Source organism: Roseivivax sp. CAU 1753 (assembly GCF_054482575.1).
Genome location: NZ_JBTLRF010000016.1, coordinates 16082 through 39797 on the forward strand (window position 1 = coordinate 16082; position 23716 = coordinate 39797).

The 23716-nt window shown below is 62.4% G+C and carries 19 protein-coding genes; 9 read left to right on the forward strand and 10 right to left on the reverse strand.

Annotated elements, in window-relative coordinates:
- The first annotated feature begins 16 nt into the window (after positions 1-16).
- Genes ACXYMN_RS18950 through ACXYMN_RS18960 form a run of 3 tightly spaced genes read left to right on the forward strand, consistent with a single transcriptional unit; the run spans position 17 to position 1776 of the window.
- Positions 17-523, forward strand: a complete 507-nt coding sequence (locus ACXYMN_RS18950; RefSeq protein ID WP_459015562.1) for a sigma-70 family RNA polymerase sigma factor — start codon at positions 17-19, stop codon at positions 521-523.
- 12 nt (positions 524-535) lie between these two features.
- On the forward strand, positions 536-1177 hold the full coding sequence (locus tag ACXYMN_RS18955) for a ChrR family anti-sigma-E factor (RefSeq protein WP_459015564.1): 642 nt from the start codon (positions 536-538) through the stop codon (positions 1175-1177).
- 41 nt (positions 1178-1218) lie between these two features.
- Positions 1219-1776 carry a GNAT family N-acetyltransferase gene (locus ACXYMN_RS18960; RefSeq protein ID WP_459015566.1) on the forward strand — a complete coding sequence of 186 codons (558 nt, stop codon included), beginning with the start codon at positions 1219-1221 and terminating at the stop codon, positions 1774-1776.
- A 173-nt stretch (positions 1777-1949) separates the two neighbouring features.
- Here ACXYMN_RS18960 and lpdA read toward each other — a convergent pair whose 3' ends face one another.
- The 5 genes from lpdA to mutL form a co-directional block, all read right to left on the reverse strand.
- Positions 1950-3698 (reverse strand): dihydrolipoyl dehydrogenase, encoded by a 1749-nt coding sequence (gene lpdA, locus ACXYMN_RS18965; protein WP_459015567.1) that lies wholly within the window; start codon positions 3696-3698, stop codon positions 1950-1952.
- Positions 3699-3716: 18 nt separating this feature from the next.
- Positions 3717-5006, reverse strand: coding sequence for a dihydrolipoyllysine-residue acetyltransferase (aceF, locus tag ACXYMN_RS18970; RefSeq protein ID WP_459015569.1), 1290 nt, complete (start codon positions 5004-5006; stop codon positions 3717-3719).
- A 26-nt stretch (positions 5007-5032) separates the two neighbouring features.
- The gene (gene aceE / locus ACXYMN_RS18975; protein ID WP_459015571.1) at positions 5033-7687 is read right to left on the reverse strand and encodes a pyruvate dehydrogenase (acetyl-transferring), homodimeric type; all 2655 of its coding nucleotides are present in this window, start codon (positions 7685-7687) and stop codon (positions 5033-5035) included.
- 449 nt (positions 7688-8136) lie between these two features.
- Positions 8137-9306 (reverse strand): DNA recombination protein RmuC, encoded by a 1170-nt coding sequence (locus ACXYMN_RS18980; protein ID WP_459015572.1) that lies wholly within the window; start codon positions 9304-9306, stop codon positions 8137-8139.
- Complete coding sequence (gene mutL / locus ACXYMN_RS18985) at positions 9303-11144, reverse strand: DNA mismatch repair endonuclease MutL (RefSeq protein ID WP_459015574.1); 1842 nt, start codon at positions 11142-11144, stop codon at positions 9303-9305. Before mutL ends, ACXYMN_RS18980 begins: the two co-directional genes overlap by 4 nt.
- A gap of 145 nt (positions 11145-11289) precedes the next feature.
- Here mutL and ACXYMN_RS18990 point away from each other — a divergent pair, with 145 nt between their 5' ends.
- Positions 11290-12186 (forward strand): MBL fold metallo-hydrolase, encoded by an 897-nt coding sequence (locus ACXYMN_RS18990; RefSeq protein WP_459015576.1) that lies wholly within the window; start codon positions 11290-11292, stop codon positions 12184-12186.
- Positions 12187-12198: 12 nt separating this feature from the next.
- Positions 12199-12576, forward strand: coding sequence for a rhodanese-like domain-containing protein (locus tag ACXYMN_RS18995; RefSeq protein ID WP_459015577.1), 378 nt, complete (start codon positions 12199-12201; stop codon positions 12574-12576).
- Between the two features lie 6 nt (positions 12577-12582).
- Here ACXYMN_RS18995 and ACXYMN_RS19000 read toward each other — a convergent pair whose 3' ends face one another.
- The gene (locus tag ACXYMN_RS19000) at positions 12583-13551 is read right to left on the reverse strand and encodes a 2-hydroxyacid dehydrogenase (protein WP_459015579.1); all 969 of its coding nucleotides are present in this window, start codon (positions 13549-13551) and stop codon (positions 12583-12585) included.
- A 194-nt stretch (positions 13552-13745) separates the two neighbouring features.
- On the opposite strand from ACXYMN_RS19000, the gene ACXYMN_RS19005 reads away from it, so the two are divergent.
- The 3 genes from ACXYMN_RS19005 to folD all read left to right on the forward strand — a co-directional run bounded on the left by ACXYMN_RS19005 (position 13746) and on the right by folD (position 16691).
- A complete protein-coding gene (locus ACXYMN_RS19005; RefSeq protein ID WP_459015581.1) occupies positions 13746-15422 on the forward strand; it encodes a formate--tetrahydrofolate ligase in 1677 nt (558 codons plus the stop codon).
- Between the two features lie 61 nt (positions 15423-15483).
- A complete protein-coding gene (locus ACXYMN_RS19010) occupies positions 15484-15795 on the forward strand; it encodes a chorismate mutase (RefSeq protein ID WP_459015583.1) in 312 nt (103 codons plus the stop codon).
- Positions 15792-16691 carry a bifunctional methylenetetrahydrofolate dehydrogenase/methenyltetrahydrofolate cyclohydrolase FolD gene (gene folD, locus ACXYMN_RS19015; RefSeq protein WP_459015585.1) on the forward strand — a complete coding sequence of 300 codons (900 nt, stop codon included), beginning with the start codon at positions 15792-15794 and terminating at the stop codon, positions 16689-16691. The genes ACXYMN_RS19010 and folD overlap by 4 nt, the downstream gene beginning before the upstream one ends.
- A gap of 494 nt (positions 16692-17185) precedes the next feature.
- Here folD and ACXYMN_RS19020 read toward each other — a convergent pair whose 3' ends face one another.
- The 4 genes from ACXYMN_RS19020 to ACXYMN_RS19035 are packed head-to-tail and all read right to left on the reverse strand — an operon-like array spanning position 17186 to position 22597.
- Positions 17186-18967, reverse strand: coding sequence for a TniQ family protein (locus tag ACXYMN_RS19020; protein WP_459015587.1), 1782 nt, complete (start codon positions 18965-18967; stop codon positions 17186-17188).
- Positions 18964-19950, reverse strand: a complete 987-nt coding sequence (locus ACXYMN_RS19025; protein ID WP_459015589.1) for a TniB family NTP-binding protein — start codon at positions 19948-19950, stop codon at positions 18964-18966. The genes ACXYMN_RS19020 and ACXYMN_RS19025 overlap by 4 nt, the downstream gene beginning before the upstream one ends.
- Positions 19947-21890 (reverse strand): Mu transposase C-terminal domain-containing protein, encoded by a 1944-nt coding sequence (locus ACXYMN_RS19030; protein ID WP_459015590.1) that lies wholly within the window; start codon positions 21888-21890, stop codon positions 19947-19949. The genes ACXYMN_RS19025 and ACXYMN_RS19030 overlap by 4 nt, the downstream gene beginning before the upstream one ends.
- A complete protein-coding gene (locus tag ACXYMN_RS19035) occupies positions 21887-22597 on the reverse strand; it encodes a hypothetical protein (protein ID WP_459015592.1) in 711 nt (236 codons plus the stop codon). The genes ACXYMN_RS19030 and ACXYMN_RS19035 overlap by 4 nt, the downstream gene beginning before the upstream one ends.
- 456 nt (positions 22598-23053) lie before the next feature.
- Here ACXYMN_RS19035 and ACXYMN_RS19040 point away from each other — a divergent pair, with 456 nt between their 5' ends.
- The gene (locus ACXYMN_RS19040; RefSeq protein ID WP_459015594.1) at positions 23054-23449 is read left to right on the forward strand and encodes a helix-turn-helix domain-containing protein; all 396 of its coding nucleotides are present in this window, start codon (positions 23054-23056) and stop codon (positions 23447-23449) included.
- Positions 23450-23716: the final 267 nt, after the last annotated feature.

A 23716-nucleotide genomic window follows, 5' to 3' on the forward strand; every position in this document is an offset into this window, starting at 1 on the left:
AGACTGGGTGTGCGAGATGCAGCTGATCCGCCTGGATCGGTGCGAAGCGTCCTTTGCGTCGGTGTTCCGGCATTTTGCGCCACGGCTGAAGGCGTTCCTGATGCGCTCCGGGCTCAATCCCGCGCTCTCGGAAGAGGTGGTGCAGGACGTCATGCAGACCGTCTGGCGCAAGGCCGACCAGTTCGACCCGGCACGCGCAAGCGTGTCGACCTGGATCTACACCATCGCCCGGAACCGGCGCATCGACGTGCTGCGTCGACACAACCGGCCCGAACCCGAAGAGCTGCCCTGGGGTCCTGAAGAGGAACCCGACCAGGCCGACGTCATCGGCCTGAAACAGGAAAGCCAGACCCTGCGCGACGCTCTGGCGGCCCTGCCGGACAAGCAGCGCATCCTCGTTGAGAAAGCCTACTTCGGCGATCTCAGCCATTCCGAGATCGCCGCCGAGACGGGCCTCCCGCTCGGCACGATCAAATCCCGCATCCGGCTGGCGCTTGACCGTTTGCGCCATGCCATGTCCTGAACGAGTGATCCGATGATCCGCCACCACCTTCCCGATGCCATGCTCATGGCCTATGCCGCAGGCCAGCTTCCCGAAGCGTTTTCGCTTGCCGTCGCCACCCATCTGTCGCTGTGCGACGATTGCCGGGCCAGCGCCGAAAGCTACGACGCGCTGGGCGGTGCCATCCTTGATGCCGCGGCACTCGAGCCTGTCTCCGACGACCTCCTTGCCGCGACGATGGCCGCGCTGCGCGATGACGTGCCCGTCGATCCGGCACCCTGCCAGACCGACCCGGTGCTGCCCGCGCCGCTCGCGGGCTATGTGGGCGGTCGTCTTGCGGATGTGCACTGGCGTCCGGTGGGCTTCGGCGTCAAGCAGGCGATCCTGCCCGTCACGGACAAGACCGCCACCGCGCGACTGCTCTACATTCCCGCCGGGACCGCCATACCCGACCACTCGCACCATGGCACCGAAATCACCCTGGTGCTGCAAGGCGCCTTCACCGATGCCGATGGCACCTTCGCGCGCGGCGACGTCGAGGTAGCGACGGACGAGGTCGATCACACCCCCGTCGCCGATATCTCCGAAGATTGCATCTGCCTCGCGGTCACCGACGCACCGCTGCGCTTCAAGGGCTGGCTGCCGCGCCTGGCGCAACCGTTCTTGCGGATCTGAGCCGGGCACCCGCTGCGACCGCGCCACGATTGGGCGTCAACATGTTGACCACAGACCGCCTGACCTTGCGCCCGTTTGCCCCAAGCGACCGCGATGAATTCGTCGCGATCAACCGGGACAGACGGGTCATGCGTCATTTCCCTCGGCCCTGCACAGCCGCTGAAACCGACGCCCTACTGGCGCGGTTCGCCGAAAAGCTGGAATCCGACGGTCATGGCTTTTGCGCCATCGAACGCCACCGCGACCACCGGATGATCGGCATGTGCGGATTGTCCCGCCTCGACGCGGACCTGCCCTTCGCCCCGGCGATCGAAATCGGCTGGCGGCTTGCGCCGGACGCCTGGGGCCAGGGCTATGCATCCGAGGCCGCCCGGGCCTGGCTGCGGCACGGCTTCGAGACGTGTAATCTGGCCCAGATCGTGGCCTTTGCGCCTGCCATCAACACCGCCTCGCGGCGGGTCATGGACCGCATCGGAATGGCGCGGGACCCATCCGGCGACTTTCGCCACCCCGATATCCCCCGCGCTTCGCCACTTCTTCCGATGGTTCTCTACCGCATCACTCTTGCGGACTGGCAGCACGCAACCGCGGAGACCTGACGCAACCCGCACGTCTTTCCATTTCGGAAATACCGCCGGGGGTGAATGCGCGCCTTGGCGCGCATAGGGGGCTGGCCCCCTGACACGCCAAGGGCGCCTCCGCACCGCGGAGACGCCCTTGGTAAACCTGCCGCGGCACCCTTGGGTGCCGCGACCACGTGATCAGATGCGCGTCACTTTTTCTTCTTCTTCGGCGGGATAAGGTCGGTGATCGTACCCTCGAACATCTCGGCGGCAAAGTTCACCGTTTCCGACAACGTCGGGTGCGGGTGGATGGTGTGACCCAGATCGACCGCATCAGCGCCCATTTCGATGGCCAGCGCCACTTCCGAAATCAGATCGCCCGCATTGGTGCCGACGATGGCCCCGCCGATGACCCGGTCGTCCTCGGGGTCGAAGATCAGCTTGGTAAGCCCCTCGGACCGCCCATTGGCCAGCGCCCGGCCCGACGCCGCCCAGGGGAAGACCCCCTTTTCGACCTTCAGGCCCTGTGCCTTCGCCTGCGTCTCGGTCACGCCGCACCAGGCCACTTCCGGGTCGGTATAGGCCACCGACGGGATCACCCGCGCATCAAAGGCCCGCTTCTCGCCACACGCCACTTCCGCCGCGACCTTGCCCTCGTGCACCGCCTTGTGCGCCAGCATCGGCTGGCCAACCACGTCGCCGATGGCAAAGATATGCGACACATTGGTGCGCTGCTGCGCGTCGACCTCGATAAAGCCGCGATCGGTCACCTTCACCCCGGCCTTATCGGCGGCGATCTTGCCGCCGTTGGGGGTCCGGCCCACCGACACCAGCATCTTGTCGAAGGTATCGGTCGTGGTTCCGCCCTTCTCGTCCTCGAAGGTCACTTTCAGACCGTCCTTCTGCGCCTCCACCGCGGTGACCTTGGTCTTCAGCATGATGGCGGCAAGCCGACCCTCCATGCGCTTGTGCAGGGGCTTGATCATGTCCTTGTCGGCACCGGGCAGGATCTGGTCCATCATCTCGACGACGGTCACGTTCGCGCCCAGCGCATCGTAGACGGTCGCCATCTCGAAGCCGATGATGCCGCCGCCGAGGACCAGCATCTTCTTCGGGATCGGATCAAGCTCAAGCGCGCCGGTCGAATCCACCACCCGATCGTCGTCATGCGGCACGAAGGGCAGCTTCACCGATTCCGAGCCTGCCGCGATGATGCATTGATCGAAGGTGACGGTCTTGGTGCCCTCTTCGGTCTCGACCGCGATGGAATTCGCGCCGGTGAAGGTGCCGTAGCCGTTGACCACCGTCACCTTGCGCTGCTTGGCCATGCCCGCCAGACCGCCGGTAAGCTTGCCCACCACGCTGTTCTTCCAGGCGCGCAGATCGTCGGCCTTGACCTTGGGCTTGCCGAAGGTAATGCCGTGCTCGGCCATTTCCTCGGTCTCGGTGATCACCTTGGACGCGTGCAAGAGCGCCTTCGACGGGATGCAGCCGACATTCAGGCAGACCCCGCCGAGGGTGGCATATTTCTCGATCAGGATGACCTTCTTGCCCAGATCGGCGGCGCGGAACGCCGCCGTATAGCCGCCGGGACCAGAGCCCAGAACCACCACTTCGCCGTGATGGTCACCCGACCCCGCCGACGTGCCTGCCGCCGCCTTGGGTGCGGGGGCCGCGTCCGCCTTGGGGGCTTCGGGGGCTTTTTCCTTCGGAGCGTCCGAGGCCCCGTCGGCGGCTTCGATCACGATGATCACATCGCCTTCCGAGACCTTGTCGCCCTCGGAAACCTTGATCTCGGTCACCTTGCCTGCGGCGGACGATGGCACTTCCATCGTCGCCTTGTCGCTTTCCAGCTCGATCAGCGGATCTTCCTCGGCGACGGTATCGCCCACGCTGACCAGAATGCTGACAACGGGCACTTCCTTGAAGTCGCCGATGTCGGGGACTTTGATATCCATGTTCCTCGTCCCTTTCGGTTACAGCATGATCCGGCGCGGATCGGCCAGAAGATACTTGAGATGGGCGGCAAAGCGGGCGGCAAGCGCGCCGTCCACAGCCCGATGATCGTAGGAAAGGCTCATCGGAAGGATATTGCGCGGCTTGAACTTCTCGCCGTTCCAGACCGGCTTCATCGCCGACCGGGTCAGCCCGAGAATGGCCACTTCCGGGGCGTTGACGATGGGCGTGAACGAGGTGCCGCCGATGCCGCCCAGCGACGAGATGGTGAAGGTCGCGCCCTGCATCTGGTCGCCCTTGAGCTTGCCGTCGCGCGCGGCGGCGGACAGGTTCATCAGGTCCTTCGAAATCTCGACGATGCCCTTGCGATCGGCATCCTTGATCACCGGAACCATCAGGCCGTTCGGCGTGTCCGCCGCAAAGCCGATGTTGTAGAAGTCCTTCTTGATCAGCTTGTCGCCATCGGGGTGGATCGACGAGTTGAATTCCCAGTGCTTCTTGAGCGCGCCGACCGACGCCTTGACCAGGAACGACAGCAGCGTCACGCGGTAGCCTTCGGCCTTGGCCTCGGTGTCCAGTTCCTTGCGGTACTGGTCGAGGTCGGTGATGTCGGCGTCCTCGTTATGCGTGACATGCGGGATATTGAGCCAGGAGCGGTGCAGCGCGGGGCCGCTGAGCTTCTTGATACGGCTCATCTCGACGGTCTCGACGGGACCGAACTTCGAAAAGTCGACCGTCGGGATCGGCGGGATACCCATGCCGCCCGTGGCCTGACCACCCGCGGCGGGCGCGCTGCCGACGGCGGATTTCATCGCCTTCTCGACGTCCTCGCGCAGGATGCGACCCTTGCGGCCCGAACCGTTGATCTTGTTCAGGTCGATCTCGACCCGGCGCGCGAACGCCCGCACCGACGGCGAGGCATGGGCCTTGCCGAAGCCCGCATCGGTGACCGGTGTCGGCGACGGCGTGGATTGCGCGGCTTGCGCCGGTTCGGACTTCGGGGCCTCTTTCGGAGCTTCGGACTTTTCCTCCGACGCGCCGGAGCCAGACCCGGAATCCGATCCGCCCGAGGCTCCGGATTCCTCGATGATGAGGATCACGGAGCCTTCCGAGACGGTGTCGCCTTCGGAGACCTTGATCTCCTTGACGACGCCTGCCGACGAGGACGGCACCTCCATGGTCGCCTTGTCGCTCTCAAGCTCGACCAGCGGGTCTTCGACGGCAACGGTGTCGCCCACGCTGACCAGGATGCTGACCACCGGCACATCGGAGAAATCGCCGATATCGGGAACTTTCACTTCACTTGTCATATTTTCTGTCTCCTCAAATCCGCGTGTCAGCTCAGGCGCGGGTTCGGCTTGCCGCCGTCGATGTTGTACTTGTCCAGGGCCTTTTGCAGGTCCTTCTCGGTGATCGCGCCTTCACGGAAGAGATCGGACATGGCCGCTGCGGCGATGTGGTTCGCATCGACCTCGAAGAAGCGGCGCAGATTGGCGCGGCTGTCCGAGCGGCCGAAACCGTCGGTGCCGAGAACCGTGAAGCGGTTCGGGACAAAGGCCCGGATCTGCTCTGCGAAGTTCTTCATGTAGTCGGTCGCAGCGATGACCGGCCCTTTCGTGCCCTCAAGCAACTGGGTCACATAGGGCACTTTCTGCTCTGACAGCGGGTTCAGACGGTTGTGGCGCAGGCAGTCCTGACCGTCGCGGGCCAACTCGTTGAGGGACGTGGCCGACCAGATATCCGAGGTCACGCCAAAGTCCTTTTCAAGCATCTCGGCCGCCTCGATGACCTGCATCAGGATCGTGCCGCAGCCCATCAGGTTGACGTGCTTCTTGCCCGGCTTGCCGGTTTTCCGCATCCGGTAAAGACCCTTGAGGATGCCTTCCTCGGCACCGGTGGGCATTTCGGGATGGCGGTAGTTCTCGTTCATCAGGGTGATGTAGAAATAGACGTCCTCCTGATCGACGAACATCCGCTGCAGGCCGTTCTGCACGATCACCGCCACCTCATACGAGAAGGTCGGGTCGTAGCTGATGCAGTTCGGGATCGTGCTCGAGAGGATGTGGCTGTGCCCGTCCTCGTGCTGAAGCCCTTCGCCATTCAGCGTCGTGCGTCCCGCCGTGCCGCCCAGCATGAAGCCGCGCGCCCGGCTGTCGCCCGCCGCCCAGGCCAGATCGCCGATCCGCTGGAAGCCGAACATCGAGTAGTAGATGAAGAACGGGATCATCGGGACGCCGTGGGTGGAATAGGACGTCGCCGCCGCAATCCAGTCCGACATCGCGCCGGCTTCGTTGATGCCTTCCTGAAGCACCTGACCGTCGATGGATTCCTTGTAATACATCATTTGGTCGCGGTCTTCGGGCATGTAGTTCTGCCCCAGCGGGTTGTAGATCCCGACCGACCGGAACAGGCCTTCCATCCCGAAGGTGCGGCTTTCGTCCGGCACGATGGGCACGACGTATTTGCCGATCTCCTTGTCGCGCAGCAGCGTCGTCAGGATCCGCACGAAGGCCATCGTCGACGAGATTTCCCGGTCGCCGGTGGATTCCAGCTGCCCCTTGAACTTGTCGAGCGCGGGGATCTGCAGCTTGGGCACATCCGAATGGCGCTTGGGAAATTCGCCGCCCAGCTCGCGCCGACGCTCGGCCAGGTAGGCCTTCTGCGAGTTGTTCAGCGTGACCAGCGGCACCTTGTCGAGGTCCTTGTCCTCGACCGGGATCTGGAACCGGTCGCGCATCGCCTTGAGCTGGTCGACCTGCATCTTCTTGGACTGGTGCGCGATGTTCAGGCCTTCGCCCGCGGTGCCCATGCCGTAACCCTTGACCGTCTTCACCAGAAGGCAGGTGGGCTGGCCCTGGGTATTGGCCGCGCGGTGATAGGCGTTGTAGACCTTCTTGATGTCGTGGCCGCCGCGGCGCAGCGCCCAGATCTCGTCATCGGTCCAGTCTTCGACCAGCGCCGCCGTCTCGGGGTACTTGCCGAAGAAATTCTTGCGGATATAGGCGCCGTCCTTGGACTTGAAGGTCTGGTAGTCGCCATCGACGGTTTCATCCATCAACTGACGCAGCTTGCCGCTGGCGTCCTTTTCCAGCAACTCGTCCCAGCCCTTGCCCCACAAGAGCTTGATCACGTTCCAGCCCGCACCGCGAAAACCGCCCTCGAGCTCCTGCACGATCTTGCCGTTGCCACGAACCGGGCCGTCAAGACGCTGCAGGTTGCAGTTGACCACGAAGATCAGGTTGTCGAGCTTTTCGCGCGCCGCCAAGTCGATCGCGCCGCGGCTTTCCGGTTCGTCCATCTCGCCGTCGCCGAGGAACACCCAGACCTTGCGGTCGGCCATGTCGATAAGGCCGCGGTTGTGCATGTATTTCATGAACCGCGCCTGGTAGATCGCCATCAGCGGACCCAGACCCATGGAAACGGTGGGAAACTGCCAGTAATCCGGCATCAGCCACGGATGCGGATAGGAAGACAGGCCGCCGCCGTCGACTTCGGACCGGAAGGTCGCGAGCGTCTCGGCCGAGATGCGGCCCTCCATGAAGGAGCGCGCGTAGATCCCGGGAATGACGTGCCCCTGGAAGAACACCAGGTCGCCGCCATGCATCGTCGATTTCGCGCGCCAGAAGTGATTCAGGCCGACATCGTACAGCGCCGCCGAGGACGCAAACGATGCGATATGCCCGCCGATGCCGTCGGTCACCTTGTTGGCGCGCACAACGGTCGCCATCGCGTTCCAGCGGTTGATGGTGCGGATGCGCCATTCCATTTCGCTGTCGCCGGGCACGTCGATCTCGTCATCGGGCGAGATCGTGTTCTGGTAGGGCGTGGTCGCCGAGAACGGCAGTTGCGCGCCGGCGGCGCGGGCTTGCTGGACGGCCTTGTCGAGCAGGAAATGCGCCCGGTCGGGGCCGTCACGCATGATGACGTCCTCGATGGCCTCCTGCCATTCCTGCGATTCGACCGGGTCGATATCGTTGGGGTTATCTTTCATATGGCTTCTCCCTTGGCGATTGCGGCTTGGGTACCGCAGCTGTTCTTTCGGGGACCCACGGGTCCGACCGTAAATACGTCAACGTTAATGACGTAACGTCATATTGGCTCGGTAGCATGGCTGTTTGCGCGACGTTAGACCGGTGCTTGCATGAACGTTATGCACCTTGCGCATGGCTTCGGGGGCGTTTTGCATGGCTCGCATGTGCCCTGGCCGGTCACCGACAGAAGACAGTGACGGCGTGGTACCGCAGCGGTGTGGCATCGTCTTCATCCTCTCCCCCCTTTGCGCATCCGGATACGCGGCATCACGAAGGACCGGCCACCCTTGGGTTCAGGCCATCGAAGTCGGTCCCACGGTCGCCGGTCGGCGCGTGCCGAGCCAAGGCAACACGGAGACGTATGGGAGCGCAACCATTTTGCTCGTTTCACCAGAAAAGATATTTCCGATCAGCCCGAGGGTTCAAGCGTCGCGATGCCCGGCGGGTCGCCGGTTTCGAGGTCTTCGAAATCGAAGTTGTCGAGCCGTCTGGCGCGGCGTCCGGCCTTGTCGGCGCTGATCTTGATTTCCGAGATGTCCTTTGACGCCTGATGGAAGTGCCGGTCGAGGTTTTCGACCCGGTTGCCAAGGCGATCCACATCCGAATAGAGCAGCGCCAGTTCGCGACGGATGGCCCCGGCCTGTTCGCGCATACGGGCATCCTTGAGGATCGCGCGCATGGTGTTCAGGGTTGCCATGCAGGTGGTCGGCGACACGATCCAGACCCGAACGGCAAAGCCTTCGCGCACCACCTCGGGGAAATTGGCGTGCAGTTCCGCATAGACCGCCTCGGACGGCAAAAACAGGATCGCGCCATCCGCGGTCTCGCCTTCGATGATGTAGCGCTCGGCGATGTCGCGGATATGTTTGCGCAACCCGATGCGCAGGGCCTGGCCCGCGCGGGTCTGCTGTTCCGGCGTCTCGGCGCGGCGCAGGCCTTCATAGGCCTCGAGCGGGAATTTCGAGTCGATGGCGATCGAGCCCGGGGGGTTTGGCAGATGCACCATGCAATCGGCGCGCCTGCCATTGGAGAGCGTCGCCTGCAGCGTGTAGCTGTCCGATGGCAATGCCTTGGTGACGATGTCGTTGAGCTGTATCTCGCCAAAGGCCCCGCGGGTCTGCTTGTTCGACAGGATATCCTGCAGCGACAGCACGTCGCCGGAAAGCTTGGTGATGTTGTCCTGCGCCTTGTCGATGGCCGCGAGGCGTTCGTGCAGTTCCCCCAGCGACCGGGCGGTTCGGGTGGCGGACCCGGTCAGGTTCTCGCCCATCTTGGCCTGCACCTCGGCCAGACGTTTTTCCATCAGCGACAGCATCGCGGTCTGACTTTTGGCCTGCGCCTCGGAGACATGATGCAGCCCGCCCGCGAGCCGTTCCTGCCCGTCCGAGAGCGATTGCACACGCGCCGCGACCTGGCCCAGATCATGCGCCAGGGGCGCCACCGATCGTGCCGTGCGTCCCGCCGACCGGACCGCCGCGAGGAGAAGGGCGAGAATCGCCAGCACGACGAGCAGACCCCCGAGGGCGGCGATCACGCGCGGATCGTTCAATGCAAGGGTCGCATCGCCGATCCGGATCATGCCCGACCGAACAGCTTTTCGATGTCGGAAAGCTTGAGCTCGATATAGGTGGGACGGCCGTGGTTGCACTGGCCGGAATGCGGCGTTGCCTCCATCTCGCGCAAAAGCGCGTTCATCTCTTCGCCGCGCATGCGTCGACCCGAACGGATCGATCCATGACAGGCAACGCGGCTGAGGATGGCCTCGATCCTGTCCTGCACGAGGGACGAGCCGGCGCCTTCCGACAGCTCGTCGAGCACGTCGCGGATCAGCGCGTCGGTGTTCACCGCGCCCAGAATCGCCGGGGTTTCGCGCACGGCGATGGCGGAGCCGCCGAACGGTTCGATGGTCAGACCCATCCGCGCCAGGTCGGCGGCCGCCTCGAGCAGGAGCGCGCAATCGGAAGCGGACAGGTCGATCACGTCCGGGATCAGCAACGCCTGGGCGGGCACTCCCTTGGCGGCCATCTGCGTCTTCAGTTTCTCGTAGACCAGCCGTTCATGCGCAGCGTGCTGATCGACGATGACCATGCCGGTTTCGGTCTGGGCGATGATGTAGTTCTCGTGCACCTGCCCGCGCGCAGCCCCCAGCGGCAATGTTTCGACACGAGGCAGCCTCTCATCGGTCTCTTCCGAGCCCTCTTCGACACGTCCGGACCAGGCGGCGCCCATCTCGGCAAAGCCCGGGGCCTGGGCCACATGGGCGGCGCCCAGCGCCCGGGCGCCCGGGCGGTCCACCTGGTAAACGCGCGGCGTGACACCCGGCTGTTCGGCCCGCAACGCGCCAAGGGCCGCATCCGCGACGGTCGATGAGGCGCGGTGCCCGGCCTCGGCCAGCGCGTGCTTCAGCCCCGACACCACCAGCCCGCGCACCAGCCCCGGATCGCGGAACCGGACCTCGGATTTCGCCGGGTGGACGTTCACGTCGACCTTGTGCGGGTCGCAATCGATGAACAACGCCACCGCCGGATGCCGGTCCCGGCTGAGAAAGTCGGAATAGGCCCCGCGCAGCGCGCCGATCAGCAGCCGGTCCTTCACCGGGCGCCCATTGACAAAGAAATGCTGCGCCACCGCCGCCCCCCGCGAATAGGTCGGCAAAGCCGCGAGGCCGGTCATCGCGATGTCGTCGCGCATGGCCTCGATGCGAAGCGCGTTGTCGGTGAAGGCCGCGCCCATGATCTGGTTCAGGCGGCCCGAAAGCGCCTCGAACAGATCCCCGGTGACCGGATCGGCGCGAAAGGTGACCCGCCCCTCGCCGCCACCCGACACATCGCGCAGGGTGAACCCCACCGATGGCTCTGCCATTGCCAGGCGGCGCACCACTTCGCTGATCGCCTGCATTTCGGCGCGGTCGGTGCGCAGGAACTTGAGCCGCGCGGGCGTGGCGTAGAACAGATCGCGCAAAGTCACGATGGTGCCGCGGGTCAGCGCGGCGGGCCGCAGCGGGGCGGCCCGACCCCCGGCGATGCTCAGCTCGGCCCCCTCTGCGCCGTCTGCCCGGCTTTGCAACGTCAGACGACCGACCGCGCCCAGCGACGGCAGCGCCTCGCCGCGAAACCCGAAGGAGTGGATGTTGAGAAGATCGCTGCCATCGATCTTGGAGGTCGCATGGCGCGTCAGGGCAAGCGGCAGGTCGCCCGGCGTCATGCCGCAGCCGTCGTCGATCACCCGGATCAGCGTCTTGCCGCCATCCGCGATCTCAACCTCGATGCGCCGCGCCCCTGCGTCGATGGCGTTTTCCACCAGCTCCTTGACCGCCGAGGCCGGTCTTTCCACCACTTCCCCGGCAGCGATCCGGTTGATCGCGGCTTCGTCCAGTTGTCGGATTTCGGGGCGGATGTTGGGGCTGTGGGTATTCATGACGCCATATCTAGCATGACCGCGCCCGATTCTGGAACGAACTTTCTGCCCCGGTGTTCAGCTTTTTGGCCGCGCCTGCACGTTCGGCCTTGTTATGCTGACACATTCGATTACCTGAATTTGACGCAATCCGGAAAGGAACACCATGTTCACACGTACATCCGCATCCACCGGCCCGGGCAGCCCGCGTGTCGATGGGTTCTACGACGAGGTCACAGGGTCGATCATGTATGTGGCGCAGGACCCCGAAACGGGCAAGGCCGCGCTGATCGACGTGATCCTGGACTTCAATCCGGCCTCGGCCCGCACCTCGACCGAAAGCGCCGACGAGATCCTCGATTTTGTGGCACGCGAGGGGTTGGAGGTCGAATGGATCCTCGATACGCACCCGCATGCCGATCACGTCATGGCGCAGGCCTATCTGAAGGAAAAGCTCGGTGCGCCGACGGCCATCGGCGAAAAGGTCACCGATATCGCGGCGCTCTGGCGTGATATTTACCACATGCCCGATGCCTTCGACCCCGAGCGCGACTTCGACCGGCTGTTCAAGGACGGCGAGACCTTCAAGCTGGGCAACCTCGATGTGCAGGTCATGCTGTCGTCCGGCCACACGCTGGGATCGATCACCTATGTGATGGGCGATGCCGCCTTCGTGCATGACACCTTCATGCATGTGGATTCCGGCACCGCGCGGGCGGATTTCCCGGGCGGGTCGTCGGCCGAGCTTTACGCATCCCTGATGGAAATCCTCGATCTGCCCGACCAGACGCGGCTGTTCGTCGGCCATGATTACCCGCCGGTGGACGACCGGGAAGACCCCGCGTGGGAGGCCACCGTCGCCGACCATCGCGCCAACAACAAGCATCTGGGCGGCGGCATCAGCGAAGCCGAGTTCCGCAAGTTGCGCGATGAGCGCGACGCCACCCTGGACCTGCCCAGCCAGATGCTGCACGCGCTGCAGATCAACTTGCGCGGTGGTCGGCTTCCGGAACCGGAAGCGGATGGAAACGCTTATCTCAAGATACCCGCCAACAAGTTTTGAAGGACCGACATCATGGATAGCGAAAAAATCGGCAATACCACGTTCGAACGCTGGAGCCCGGAAGAGGTGAAGACCGCACGCGATGCGGGCGAGATCGTCATCATCGATGTGCGGACCCCGCAGGAATTCGCGTTCGATCACATCGAGGGCGCGATGAACTTCCCGATGGCGTTCTTCGATCCTCAGGCTTTGCCGGGCCAGTCCGAGAAGCGCATCGTGCTGCATTGCGGCTCGGGCGTCCGGTCCGAGAAGATGGCCAACATGGTCGCCGAGGCCGGGATCGACACCATTGCCCATCTCGAAGGCGGCTTCGGCGCATGGAAGACCGCCAAGCTGCCCTATATCGCCATCGAGATGTCGTCGGGCGCGCCGAAGCGCACGGAGGGCTGACGCGCGTCAGCCCACCGGGTTCGGCACATCGCGACCGGCAAAGAATGCATCGAGATTGTCGAGAACCATGTGCCCCATGGCCGCGCGTGTCTCGGCGGTCGCCGATCCCAGATGCGGCAGGAGCACCACGTTCTCGAGGCTGCGCAACGGCTCGGGCACGTGCGGCTCCTGCGCAAAGACATCAAGACCCGCACCCCTGATCTGCCCCGACCGGAGGGCAGCAATCAGGGCGGGCTCATCCACCACATCGCCGCGCGCGGTGTTGACGAGGAACCCGTCAGGACCGATCAGCGCGATCCGCTCGGCGCATATCGTGCCGGTATTGTCGCCGCCGCCAGGCAGGTGCAGGGACACGAAGTCCCCGGCCTCGCAGACCGCGTCGATCGAAGGCAGGCGCTGGGCGTCGAGCCCGGCAAGCCGCCCGGGCGACACATCGGAGCGGTTGAAGTAGACCACCTTCATGCCGAAGCCTGCCTGCGCCCGGCGCGCCGTCGCGATGCCGATCCGGCCCATTCCGATGATACCGAGGGTCTTGCCCGCGAGCTTGGTGCCGACAAGCTGCGTGGGTTTCCAGCCATGCCACTCGCCGGCCCGCACCAGACGCTCGCCCTCGCCCGCGCGGCGCGCCACCATCAGCATCAGCGTCAGCGCGATATCGGCGGTGCAATCGGTCAGGACGCCGGGCGTATTGGTCACCGCGATGCCCTGCCCCCGCGCGGCGGCCACGTCGATATGGTTATGCCCGACGCCGAAATTCCCGATGATCCTCGTGCGCGCCCCGGCCCCGAAAAGCATGGCGGGCAGTGCATCGGTTACGGTCGGGCAGATTGCGTCATAGGTCCGCAGCGCCGCTGCCAGCGCGTCCCCGGTCAGCGGCGTGTCATCGAGGTTCAGCGTCGCATCATAGTCCCGCGCCGCCCGCGCCTCGCAGTCATCCGGCCATTTCCGGGTGATCAGAATCTTCGGTTTCGTCATGGTGTCCTCCGCATCTTACCTCAGACCTAGAGTGCGAATACGGCCTCGTACCACCCCTTTCGGCCCGCCCTGACGCGAAAAGCCACGCCACCGTCGCTTACAGACGTATCGACCACCAAAAAATCGCATTGTTCATTCAGGACGGACGCGGCAAAGCAGCCGAAAAAGACCACACCGACGGGAGAGCGCGGATCATGGCACCGAAAACCGACATCGAGATTGCCCGCGCGGCGCAGAAAAAACCGATCCAGGAGATCGGCAACAAGCTGGGCATACCGACCGAGGCGCTGCTGCCCTACGGCCATGACAAGGCCAAGGTCGGTCAGGACTTTATCAACGGGCTGTCGGGGCGCGAAGACGGCAAGCTGATCCTCGTGACCGCCATCAACCCGACGCCCGCGGGCGAAGGCAAGACGACGACAACCGTGGGCCTGGGCGACGGGCTGAACGCGATCGGCAAGTCCGCGGCGGTCTGTATCCGCGAGGCCTCTCTCGGGCCGAATTTCGGCATGAAGGGCGGGGCCGCCGGCGGCGGTTACGCACAGGTCGTGCCGATGGAAGACATGAACCTGCACTTCACCGGTGATTTCCATGCCATCACGTCGGCGCATAACCTGCTGTCGGCGATGATCGACAATCACGTCTACTGGGGCAATGCGCTCGAGATCGACATCCGCCGGGTGGTCTGGCGGCGCGTGCTGGACATGAACGACCGCGCGCTGCGCCAGATCACCGCGTCGCTGGGCGGTGTGGCCAACGGCTTCCCGCGCGAGACCGGGTTCGACATCACCGTCGCCTCCGAGGTCATGGCCATCCTGTGCCTGGCCAACGATCTCAGGGATCTCGAGACGCGCCTGGGCGACATGATCGTGGCCTATCGCCGCGACAGGACGCCGGTCTATTGCCGCGATATCGGCGCGGACGGTGCGATGACCGTGTTGCTCAAGGACGCGATGCAACCGAACCTCGTGCAGACGCTGGAAAACAACCCCGCCTTCGTGCATGGCGGCCCCTTCGCCAATATCGCCCATGGCTGCAACTCGGTGATCGCCACGAAAACCGCGCTGAAACTGGCCGATTACGTGGTGACAGAGGCGGGCTTCGGCGCCGATCTCGGGGCCGAGAAGTTTTTCGACATCAAGTGCCGCAAGGCAGGCCTGAAACCCTCGGCGGTGGTGCTGGTGGCCACGGTGCGGGCGATGAAGATGAACGGCGGCGTCGCCAAATCCGATCTCGGCGCGGAAAACGTGGATGCGGTACGGTCTGGCTGCGCCAACCTCGGCCGTCACATCGAGAACGTCAAAAGCTTCGGCGTGCCGGTGGTGGTCGCGATCAACCATTTCGCGGGCGACAGCGACGCCGAAGTGCAGGCGGTCAAGGATTTCGTGTCCGGGCAGGGCTCCGAGGCGATCCTATCCAGGCATTGGGCCGACGGGTCCGCCGGGGTGACCGACCTTGCCACCCGCGTGGCCGAGCTGGCCGACAGCGGCGTCGCGAATTTCGCGCCGCTTTATCCCGATGCGATGGCGCTGGCCGACAAGATCGAAACCGTCGCCACGAAGATATATCGCGCCGATGGGGTCGAGATGGATCAGAAAATCCGCGCGCAGCTTTCGGATTGGGAAGACCAGGGGTACGGCGCGCTGCCGGTCTGCATGGCCAAGACGCAGTACTCCTTTTCGACCGATCCTTCCCTGCGCGGTGCACCCACAGGTTTCACCATCCCGGTGCGCGAAGTGCGCCTGTCGGCGGGCGCGGGCTTCGTCGTGGCGATCTGCGGCGAGATCATGACCATGCCCGGCCTGCCCTCGGCCCCCGCGGCGCAGTCCATCCGGCTCAACGCCGACGGCGAGATCGAGGGACTGTTCTAGGGTCTTGCGCTTGGGCGCGCGCAGCGGCAAATGCTTGGGCACCAAAGACAGGATGGCTCCGATGCGCGCACCTAAAGACATCGCGACGATGGCGGACCTTCGGGTCGAAATCGACACTCTCGACCGCGAGTTGATGACCCTGCTTGGTCACCGGGCGCGGCTGATCGACCGGGCGGCGGAACTGAAGCCCGGCGAAGGCCTGCCCGCCCGCACCGGGGATCGCGTCGCACAGGTGATCGCCAACGCGCGGCGGAACGCCCAGGCCCATGGCGTCGATCCGGACCTCGCCGCCACGCTGTGGTCCGCGCTGATCGAAGCGGCCATCGCGCGCGAAGAGGCGGTGATGGGCCCCGACAAGGATATGAGCACATGAGCGCCACCCTCATCGACGGCAAGGCTTTCGCGGCGACCATTCGCGCAAGGGTCGCAGACCACGTGAAACGGCTGAAGGCCGATCACGGGATCACCCCGGGCCTTGCCGTTGTGCTGGTGGGCGAGGATCCGGCCAGCGAGGTCTACGTCGCCAGCAAGCACAAGCACACCGTCGAGGCGGGCATGGCGAGTTTCGAGCACCGGCTGCCTGCGGATATCCCCGAGGCCGATCTTTTTGCCCTGATCGACCGGCTCAATGCCGACCCGGATGTGCACGGCATCCTGTGCCAGTTCCCGGTGCCCGGCCATCTGGACGAACGCGCCATCGTGGCCCGGATCGACCCGGCCAAGGATGTGGACGGGCTGAGCGTGGTCAATGCCGGGCTTCTGGCCAGCGGAGAGCGCGGTCTAGTCTCCTGCACGCCGCTTGGCTGCCTGATGCTGCTCCGCGATCAGTTGCCGGAAATGTCCGGCCTCGATGCAGTGGTCATTGGCCGCTCGAACCTGTTCGGAAAACCGATGGCGCAGCTTCTCCTGCGGGAAAACTGCACGGTCACCATTGCCCATTCGCGCACCCGGGATCTGGCGGGAACCGTGCGCCGCGCGGATATCGTCGTGGCCGCCGTGGGCCGCGCCGAGATGGTCAAGGCGGATTGGGTCAAGCCCGGTGCCACCGTGATCGATGTCGGGATCACCCGCATTCCGCATCCCGACAAACCCGGCAAGACCAAGCTCTTGGGAGATGTGGCCTTCGATGAGGTGCACGCGGTGGCCGGTGCCATCACCCCGGTGCCGGGCGGCGTCGGCCCGATGACCATCGCCTGCCTGCTGGCCAACACCGTGACCGCCTGTTGCCGTGCCAATGGCCTCGCCGAACCGGACGGGCTGACCGCCTGACCCTCGCCCGACAGGCATCGCCCGACAGGCGCACTGCCCCCTGTCACGATCGGACCAAAAATACTCCGGGGAGCGCGAGGGGCTGGCCCCTCGCTGGCCCGGGGTGGCGGATGACGCCGCCTGAACCCCGAGGGCACTGCGGATGCACCGCGCCCAAGTGCTTCAGAAACGGGAACAAATTCCAGTCGGCGATGTCCCCTTTCGCCGCCTGCCCGAGTTGCGAACCGACCTGTAGGACACCGCGTAACCGTGCGCACTCTGCCTTAGATCATTGAAGAAAATCGTCGGTTCAAGCCCATTAGTTTGCGCACAATCCGCCCAAAGCCTTGCGCGTTTTGCCCACAATATTGCGCTTCACTCAGGCCGTTCAACGTCAGCGACCGACTGACATTTTGATACGACGAATCCGGACGGCAGTCCAGCATCCAGAAACGCCGAAAGCCGCCAAGGCATTCCTTGACGGCATACACATAGTGCGCGAGGAGGCGTGTCGGTTAGGAGGGGTGAAACGCGATCATTCGGGTAATGTCACGGGTTCGGATCAGATGTCCACGAGATGATGTCCCTGCCCGCTGCGACCCAACCGAGGAGATCCCGCGATCTGCGAGGGATGTGAGCAGCTTTCGCGAGGTAGTCTTGCCTTCCTTCGCAAGGTCCGAGACCACATGGAATTCACGACGGAACCGCGAAAGCGCTTCCTCAGTAATCTGCCAGACGTGGAACGAGCCTCGCTTCCCTTTGGTCGCCTGAAGCAAGCCCTGCTCGCACCATCCGGTGACACATTCCGGTTTCCACCCCGAGAACTCGGCAACGTCTCCAGCGGTCCACGATCGGGCGCCGCCATGATCTTGAAGAAGGCGGTCCATCTCCGCCGCGTCGAAGAGCACATCTCCGAGGCTATCGCCCTCAGCGAACTTGACCGCTCGAAGCTTTTTGTCCGCTATGAGGCGATACATCTTCAGAATCGCGGTCCGATCCGTCGTCCTGCGCAGGTTGATCTTGCGAAAGGCCAGCATCCCATCGGCTTCGGCACTTTTAACCCGAGCCACTTGCCGGATTCCATCTACCGCAGTGCAGATGTTCTTGAGGTCGAAATTCCCATCTACGCAGGGGTGAGACGACACCCTGCACTCAGCACCGAAGAACCTTGCCTCTTCCATGAGCTCGAACTGTTTCTTTGAAACACCAAGGGTGTCCCGGACCTTTTGCTTGGTCGCGGATCGTGCCCGTAGCTTGCGGACCGCTTCAACGTCTTGGGTTCTGACGATCGTATGGAGGTGGCCCGTCCCCGATCGGCCCTGTGAGCCCATTATCGCACCAGTTCGGACTGCCTCGACGATCCTCTCACTGCGTATGCCCAGAATTTCTCCAGCGTGGGCCGCGCTTACCCATTCTGCGCCATCCTGGCGTCGGCGAGTTTTGTATGCGTCACCACACACGGTGCCGGCGACAGTGAGGCACCTGGACAGCAGCGCCTCAGCCAGTGCGCCTTTTTGACTGAGCAGACCGCGATACCAAACGCCCAGGCGTGAAGCTGCGGTCAGTCCTTCTGCATCTGGAGCATACCAACGTTGCACGACATGATTGTCGAACGCAGTCGGCCAATCAAGTAGGAGCGGTTCGATGCGCGCAAGTCGAGCGCGGGCCTCTTCGACGGTCTTAGGATAAGTCGCCTTGCCTTCTTTTCCGGTCCGCGCTCGAACCATGTTCGCACAGAGAAACCACACGGTGCGAGCCGTGTGCAGGCCTTCCTCGGAACCGAGGTCGATGCCGCCCATGTGTGCCGAGTGTCCCGCGATTAACTTTGCGAACTCAGCCTCGAAAACGCTGGCAGGCACGGCATTCGCATCGCCGTAGGAACTGCCGCAAAGGCAGCCCGCATACCCGTCACCGAGCAGGGTGAGATCGTCACCGCAACCGGGACACTGATCGATTAGCTGACATTCATGCTCGGCACATGCCGTGACCAAGGCGTGTCGCCATTCTTTCCGTCGGGGCTGGCGCGCGGCAATGCATGCAGGGCAAACCGGGTCGCGGTGCATCCGATGGAACGACCAGTCGAGGGCGGCGTCCGTTGGCTGCTTGCCAGGTAGGATCTGCTCTATCGTGGCCAAGTCGAGATCGAGCTCCAAAGCCAGCCGCTCTGGCTCCTCGACTGTAGCGCGCCCGTAGGTCTGCCCGAGCGTCGTCAGGAAGCCCCTGGCCTCGGGAAAACCTTCCGCATCAGAGCGCCGCTTGATGTAACCGAGGAGGCTTTCATTCGTGCCGGGGATCATGCTGCCAATGCCTTATCGTTCGGAGTCCGGAAAGCCTCGAGTTCAAGCGAAGAATTCGGATCGGGGAGCTGTAATCCTGCGTCCCTCATGACCTTCGCGTAGGACCGCAGAAGAACGTCATCCTGTGGTGGTTCGGGGTCGAAGATCGGAGCAATGTGAGAAAGCCCTTGAAGCCTTATTTGAGCGGCCTTCCCCATATCCGACAAGGCCAGGGCTTTGGTATGCGCAGACTTTCGGACAGCGACCTCGAGAAGCTCGATCACCATGCCGATGCGACCGCCAGAAGCAGCGAAGAGGCGCCGGGTCATGTCTATCCAATCGAATTCAAGCGAGAAACCGCGCTCCTCCAAGTATTCGAGGATACTGTAGATTACTGTTGTGAATTCGTTCCGGTCGTCCGGGTTCGTCCAGCGATAAGGTTGGAGCTCGATCGTGGCCATGGATCGCGCCGCGAATTGCTCGTTCTCGTCAATCAAGCGTTGGAACTTCGGCAACCCCATAAGGATGAGTATGACACCCGATCGATCGACGAAGGTCTTGAAATGGTCCGCAGCTGCACGGCGAGTGAGGTTCGCGCCGGGTTCGGCGCAATGGCTGCACTCATCGAGGGCCACAATCCGAACATCGCGTTGTTCCAGCAGATCAAACATCCGATCTTTCAGCAGTGCGAGCTTGGGATTTGCCCCAACCCGCCCCATCGTTCGTATGATTGATGCGTAAATCTCTGAATCGTTCGGCTTGGGAGAGATTTCCCCGGATAGAAAGTCCGGCGATGGGATCATGTATCCTGGACCGGACCGAATCTTGGCTACCTTGCTTTCGACCGCTAACATGAGGTCGGATTTACCGACGCGGGACGGGCCAAGAAAGGGAATGCATACCCCATCCGAGCCAGCCAACTCGATTGCCTCAAGCATCTGGTTCAGCGCAATGTCGTAACGGGAATGCGAAATCCGCAAGCCCTTCAGGGAAAGTTCGTTCACGTTGATTTTCCTCGTGCGGAGATCCGGTTACGCCGTTTCGGGGCGAGGACCGGCATCGTGGGGTAGGAGGGATTGCCAGTAGGCGTTGGACCATTGGATGCATTGCTGCGGTTCATGATTTCGTCATCGCGCCGTTTGCGCCGGGCAGCATGTTGTTCCTTGCGCCCCTTGGTCGTTGCCTTGGAGGGCTTGTGGTGCTTGCCTGCCACTAAGGCCGCGAGAACCTCAGTAGCAGAGAGGTAGTCGTCGGGATCACGCCGATTGAGGGCAATGATGCGATCCCGTTCCGCGACAGAAATCGCCGGCATGTCGGGATCTTTGCAGGACGCGTAGAATGCTTTACCAGATTTCGGGTGAGAAACGATTATCTCCCGGATGTCGGCCGGGTTAATGCGGACCTCAACCACCAGTTTGCTTTTCGCGTCTTTTTCCAGCATCCGAAGCTCTTTAGAAGAATACTGAACGTATCCCACCTCGATTCCATATTTGTGGACGGTTCTTTTCTCCGCATGATGAAAGAACATCTGGGTGAGCTGTTGTTTGCGGGGCGGCTCCGGCACGTAGTATTCCGTGGTTAGGCGACGCCAGCTCTCAATAGGGCTCTCGCGGCGCTTCAGCGGCGACTGCACACGCCGACGCGGAATGACGCCATACACGTCGTAGCGCCACACCTGCACCTTTTGAACGAACTCATCAAAAGTCCAGCATGCCTCTGCTTTTGCCCGCTCATAACGTTCTTTGGGGGACAACTCGCGGGTCTGCGTCGCGCCGTCGAGCCTCGTTACGAAGTTTTTGAAGGTCGACATGGCGCGCTCGACAAACGGTTTCTTCTCTGGATGCCCGGGGATGTTCTTTTGCAGCTCGATGGCGGTCATTGATAGCAGGCGGTTAAGTATGCTGCCGGAGTTCTCAGAGCCTTGATCTGCAACTACTGTCAGTGGATGGCCGGCCACACTCACCCGGTTTACAATGCCGAAGCGATCGAAGAATTCTTCGTCGTTGCCTGTCATGGCCTCGTAGAGCGCGGTTGCGGTGGTCAGCCCGGTGGGGTTCTCCAAAGAAACCACAAGCCCTACGATGAAGCCGGTTGCAGCATCTATCACGATCGTGACCCAAGGCCTGATCAGTTTGCCATCATAGATAACGTAGATGTCCGCCTGCGTGGAATCGGTTTCAAGCCGATCGTAAGCATGTTCGATCATCTGAAAGCTGCCAGCTTGGAGCAGCGCTTTTCGCGCGGCCTTCTTTCCCAGCCGCCGCTTGATGACGTCAGAATGAGGGATGTAGCTATCGATTATCGACTTCACAGCTTTTTCGCCGTGATTTCCCGGTTTTCCTTTCGATCGCTGTTCGGAAAAGCGCTTCAGATATTGGCGCCTCGACTCGCGAACCAGCTCTGTCATGTTCATGCGGTCTGAGGTGAGGTAAGAGTTTTCAAGAAGATCGAGGACAACCTCGCGGAAAATTTCATCGTAGCGAACAGTGTAATTTCCAGACTGGTCTCGCTTATCAACCAAGCCAAGCTGACCCATTGCGCAGTAGTCTTTCCGATAATTTTGGATTGTGCGGACAGCGGGGAGCTTGGACGCGCGTGAAGCAAAACGCGGATCATTTTGCAATTTGATACGGATCGCGTCCATTACCTCGTCCCACTTGAGCCCCAACTCCTGGTAGCGGTCAGCGAGCTCAAGAATGCGCTTCCGGAAAGCTGCTTCCGACAACTCGTCGTCGCTCATGATACGGTCGCAGAATACCGGTGCTTGGCCCTCGGAGACATTTCCAAGCGCAATTTGCCGATGAAATTCCTCGAGGGTGATCTCTGTCTTCATCCCATTGAGATCGAGAACTACGGATGGCTTTCCTTGAACTCGTCCGATCACACGGTAAAGGGTCTCTCCGTTTCGAAGATGGCGACCATCATATGCCTGTAGCTGGTTCATAGCGGCAGAACCTCGAGGTGCGATACACTACCGTGGACGCGCACAAGCTTCGTCCGGTCGCTGAAAGGGGCAACTGAGAGGTCGGTAGCGAGGAGCCCGTCGAAAAGGGCTGCATAGACCTCCGCCCGCGTAAGGCCGAACGACCATTGAGCCTGGCCAAATGATACGCTGGGCGAGAACTGCGTCTCGATCAATTCACGTTTCGTAGGCTCCAGACAGCGGTCCGGGATGGCTCGCAGAATACGGAGATTCCGATGGTGCGCACGAGTGAACATTGTTTCCGTGACCAGAGTAAGCCGATGACCGAGTTGCTCCATGGCCGCGGCCACGCGGCTGAACTCTGGGTTGCCGCGGAGCCAGCGGCTATGCTTTCCCTCGACAAAGACGGTCTGCCCATTCACAAGCTCGAACAGAAAATCGGGCGTGTAGACCCAGGGCTTGTATCGCGTCCCGTGCACCGCCTCGGTCAGAGCGGTCTTCGTCGGGTAGGCTTCGCCAGTGTGCAAGTCAAAGGTCATAGGCTGGGGAAAGATCCGGCGAACCCTCGGGTCGACCTCCGCTGCCACGACTATGATGGACTCACCGAGGCTCTCTGTGACGACGATGCCGGTCGCCTTGCAAGAGGCCTGACGGTTCTCCTTCTTCTGCAAGCCTCGCTTGTAGATCGTGCGAGCGGGGTCATTATCAATGATGTCTTCAAACTGCATCGTTTGGACCTTTTCTGGGGCCATTATTTCCTGCGAGAATAGTGGGGCGACCTCGTGGCATCGAAAAATCCGCCAGCCGGATGCCGTCTCAAAAAATCGCAAGTCGTTGTTCTGAATTGAATCTTTTCTCTGCACGGCGACGAAAATTCAGCGATCTCAGGAAGCTTCCGTTCGGAGGCCGCCCAAATTTGAACACAAAAATTAGCCCTATAGGTCTATTCGGGAAAAAGCGCGCCGATGGAAGAAACAGATATGATTCGGTTGTAGAGGTAAAATCATCGACTGATTCTTCCGGAGATTTTGCACACCGAGGCAGCCTAACAAGAGAATGCTTTCGAAGGGGGCGCCTCAGGATGATGCAGTGCTGGCGAAATCTATTGCGCGGGTCAGTGCGACGCCTCTGTGAGGATTATAGCAAGTGTGCTATGGTGCGCTTCGATTGTGGAGGTGCTGATCTTGGCCAACAATTACACGTCGCTTCAAACCGAACTCCGCCGCGTGCACCCGGATCTCGCGGAGCGCCAGAGCAAGAACGCCCGCAAACGCGGGATCGCAGTCAGGCTACGCGCTCTTCGAGATGCAAGGGGACTGACACAGGATGAAGTAGCTGCGGCGGCAGGAATGACGCAATCAATGATTGCGAGATTGGAAGCCATGTCTGGGCCGGTGCCAAGCCTCCAGTCAATCGAGCGCTACGTTGATGCATGCGGGGGTCATTTCGCACTGCTTATCTCCGATAGGGAGATCGATAGCGAAGACGCTTTCAGAGACGCTTTTGCAAGGGCGAGGGGACGCATTCCAGGGGATATCGATCTCGGTATCGAAGACCCTTATTCCCCTCAAGATTCCTGAACGAAGGCAAAAGAGATCGAGGTCAGCGTCCAATTAGCACGGTCAAACTCCAGCAGGAGCGGCCTCAGAAGATTCTCAGCTGAGGTGCGTTTGCAGCTTCGCACTATAGCTGTCGCGGCGAGAAAGAGATCGACGGCATACTTCGAACACCGCCTTGACCGCGCTCGAAGATCGCGCTGGCTCTACGGGGCCTATCGCGGAGATATCGCAATATCCCTCGTCAGGTCTTCAGGTCAGCGTCGGGATCGACAATGCCACGGGAATCTC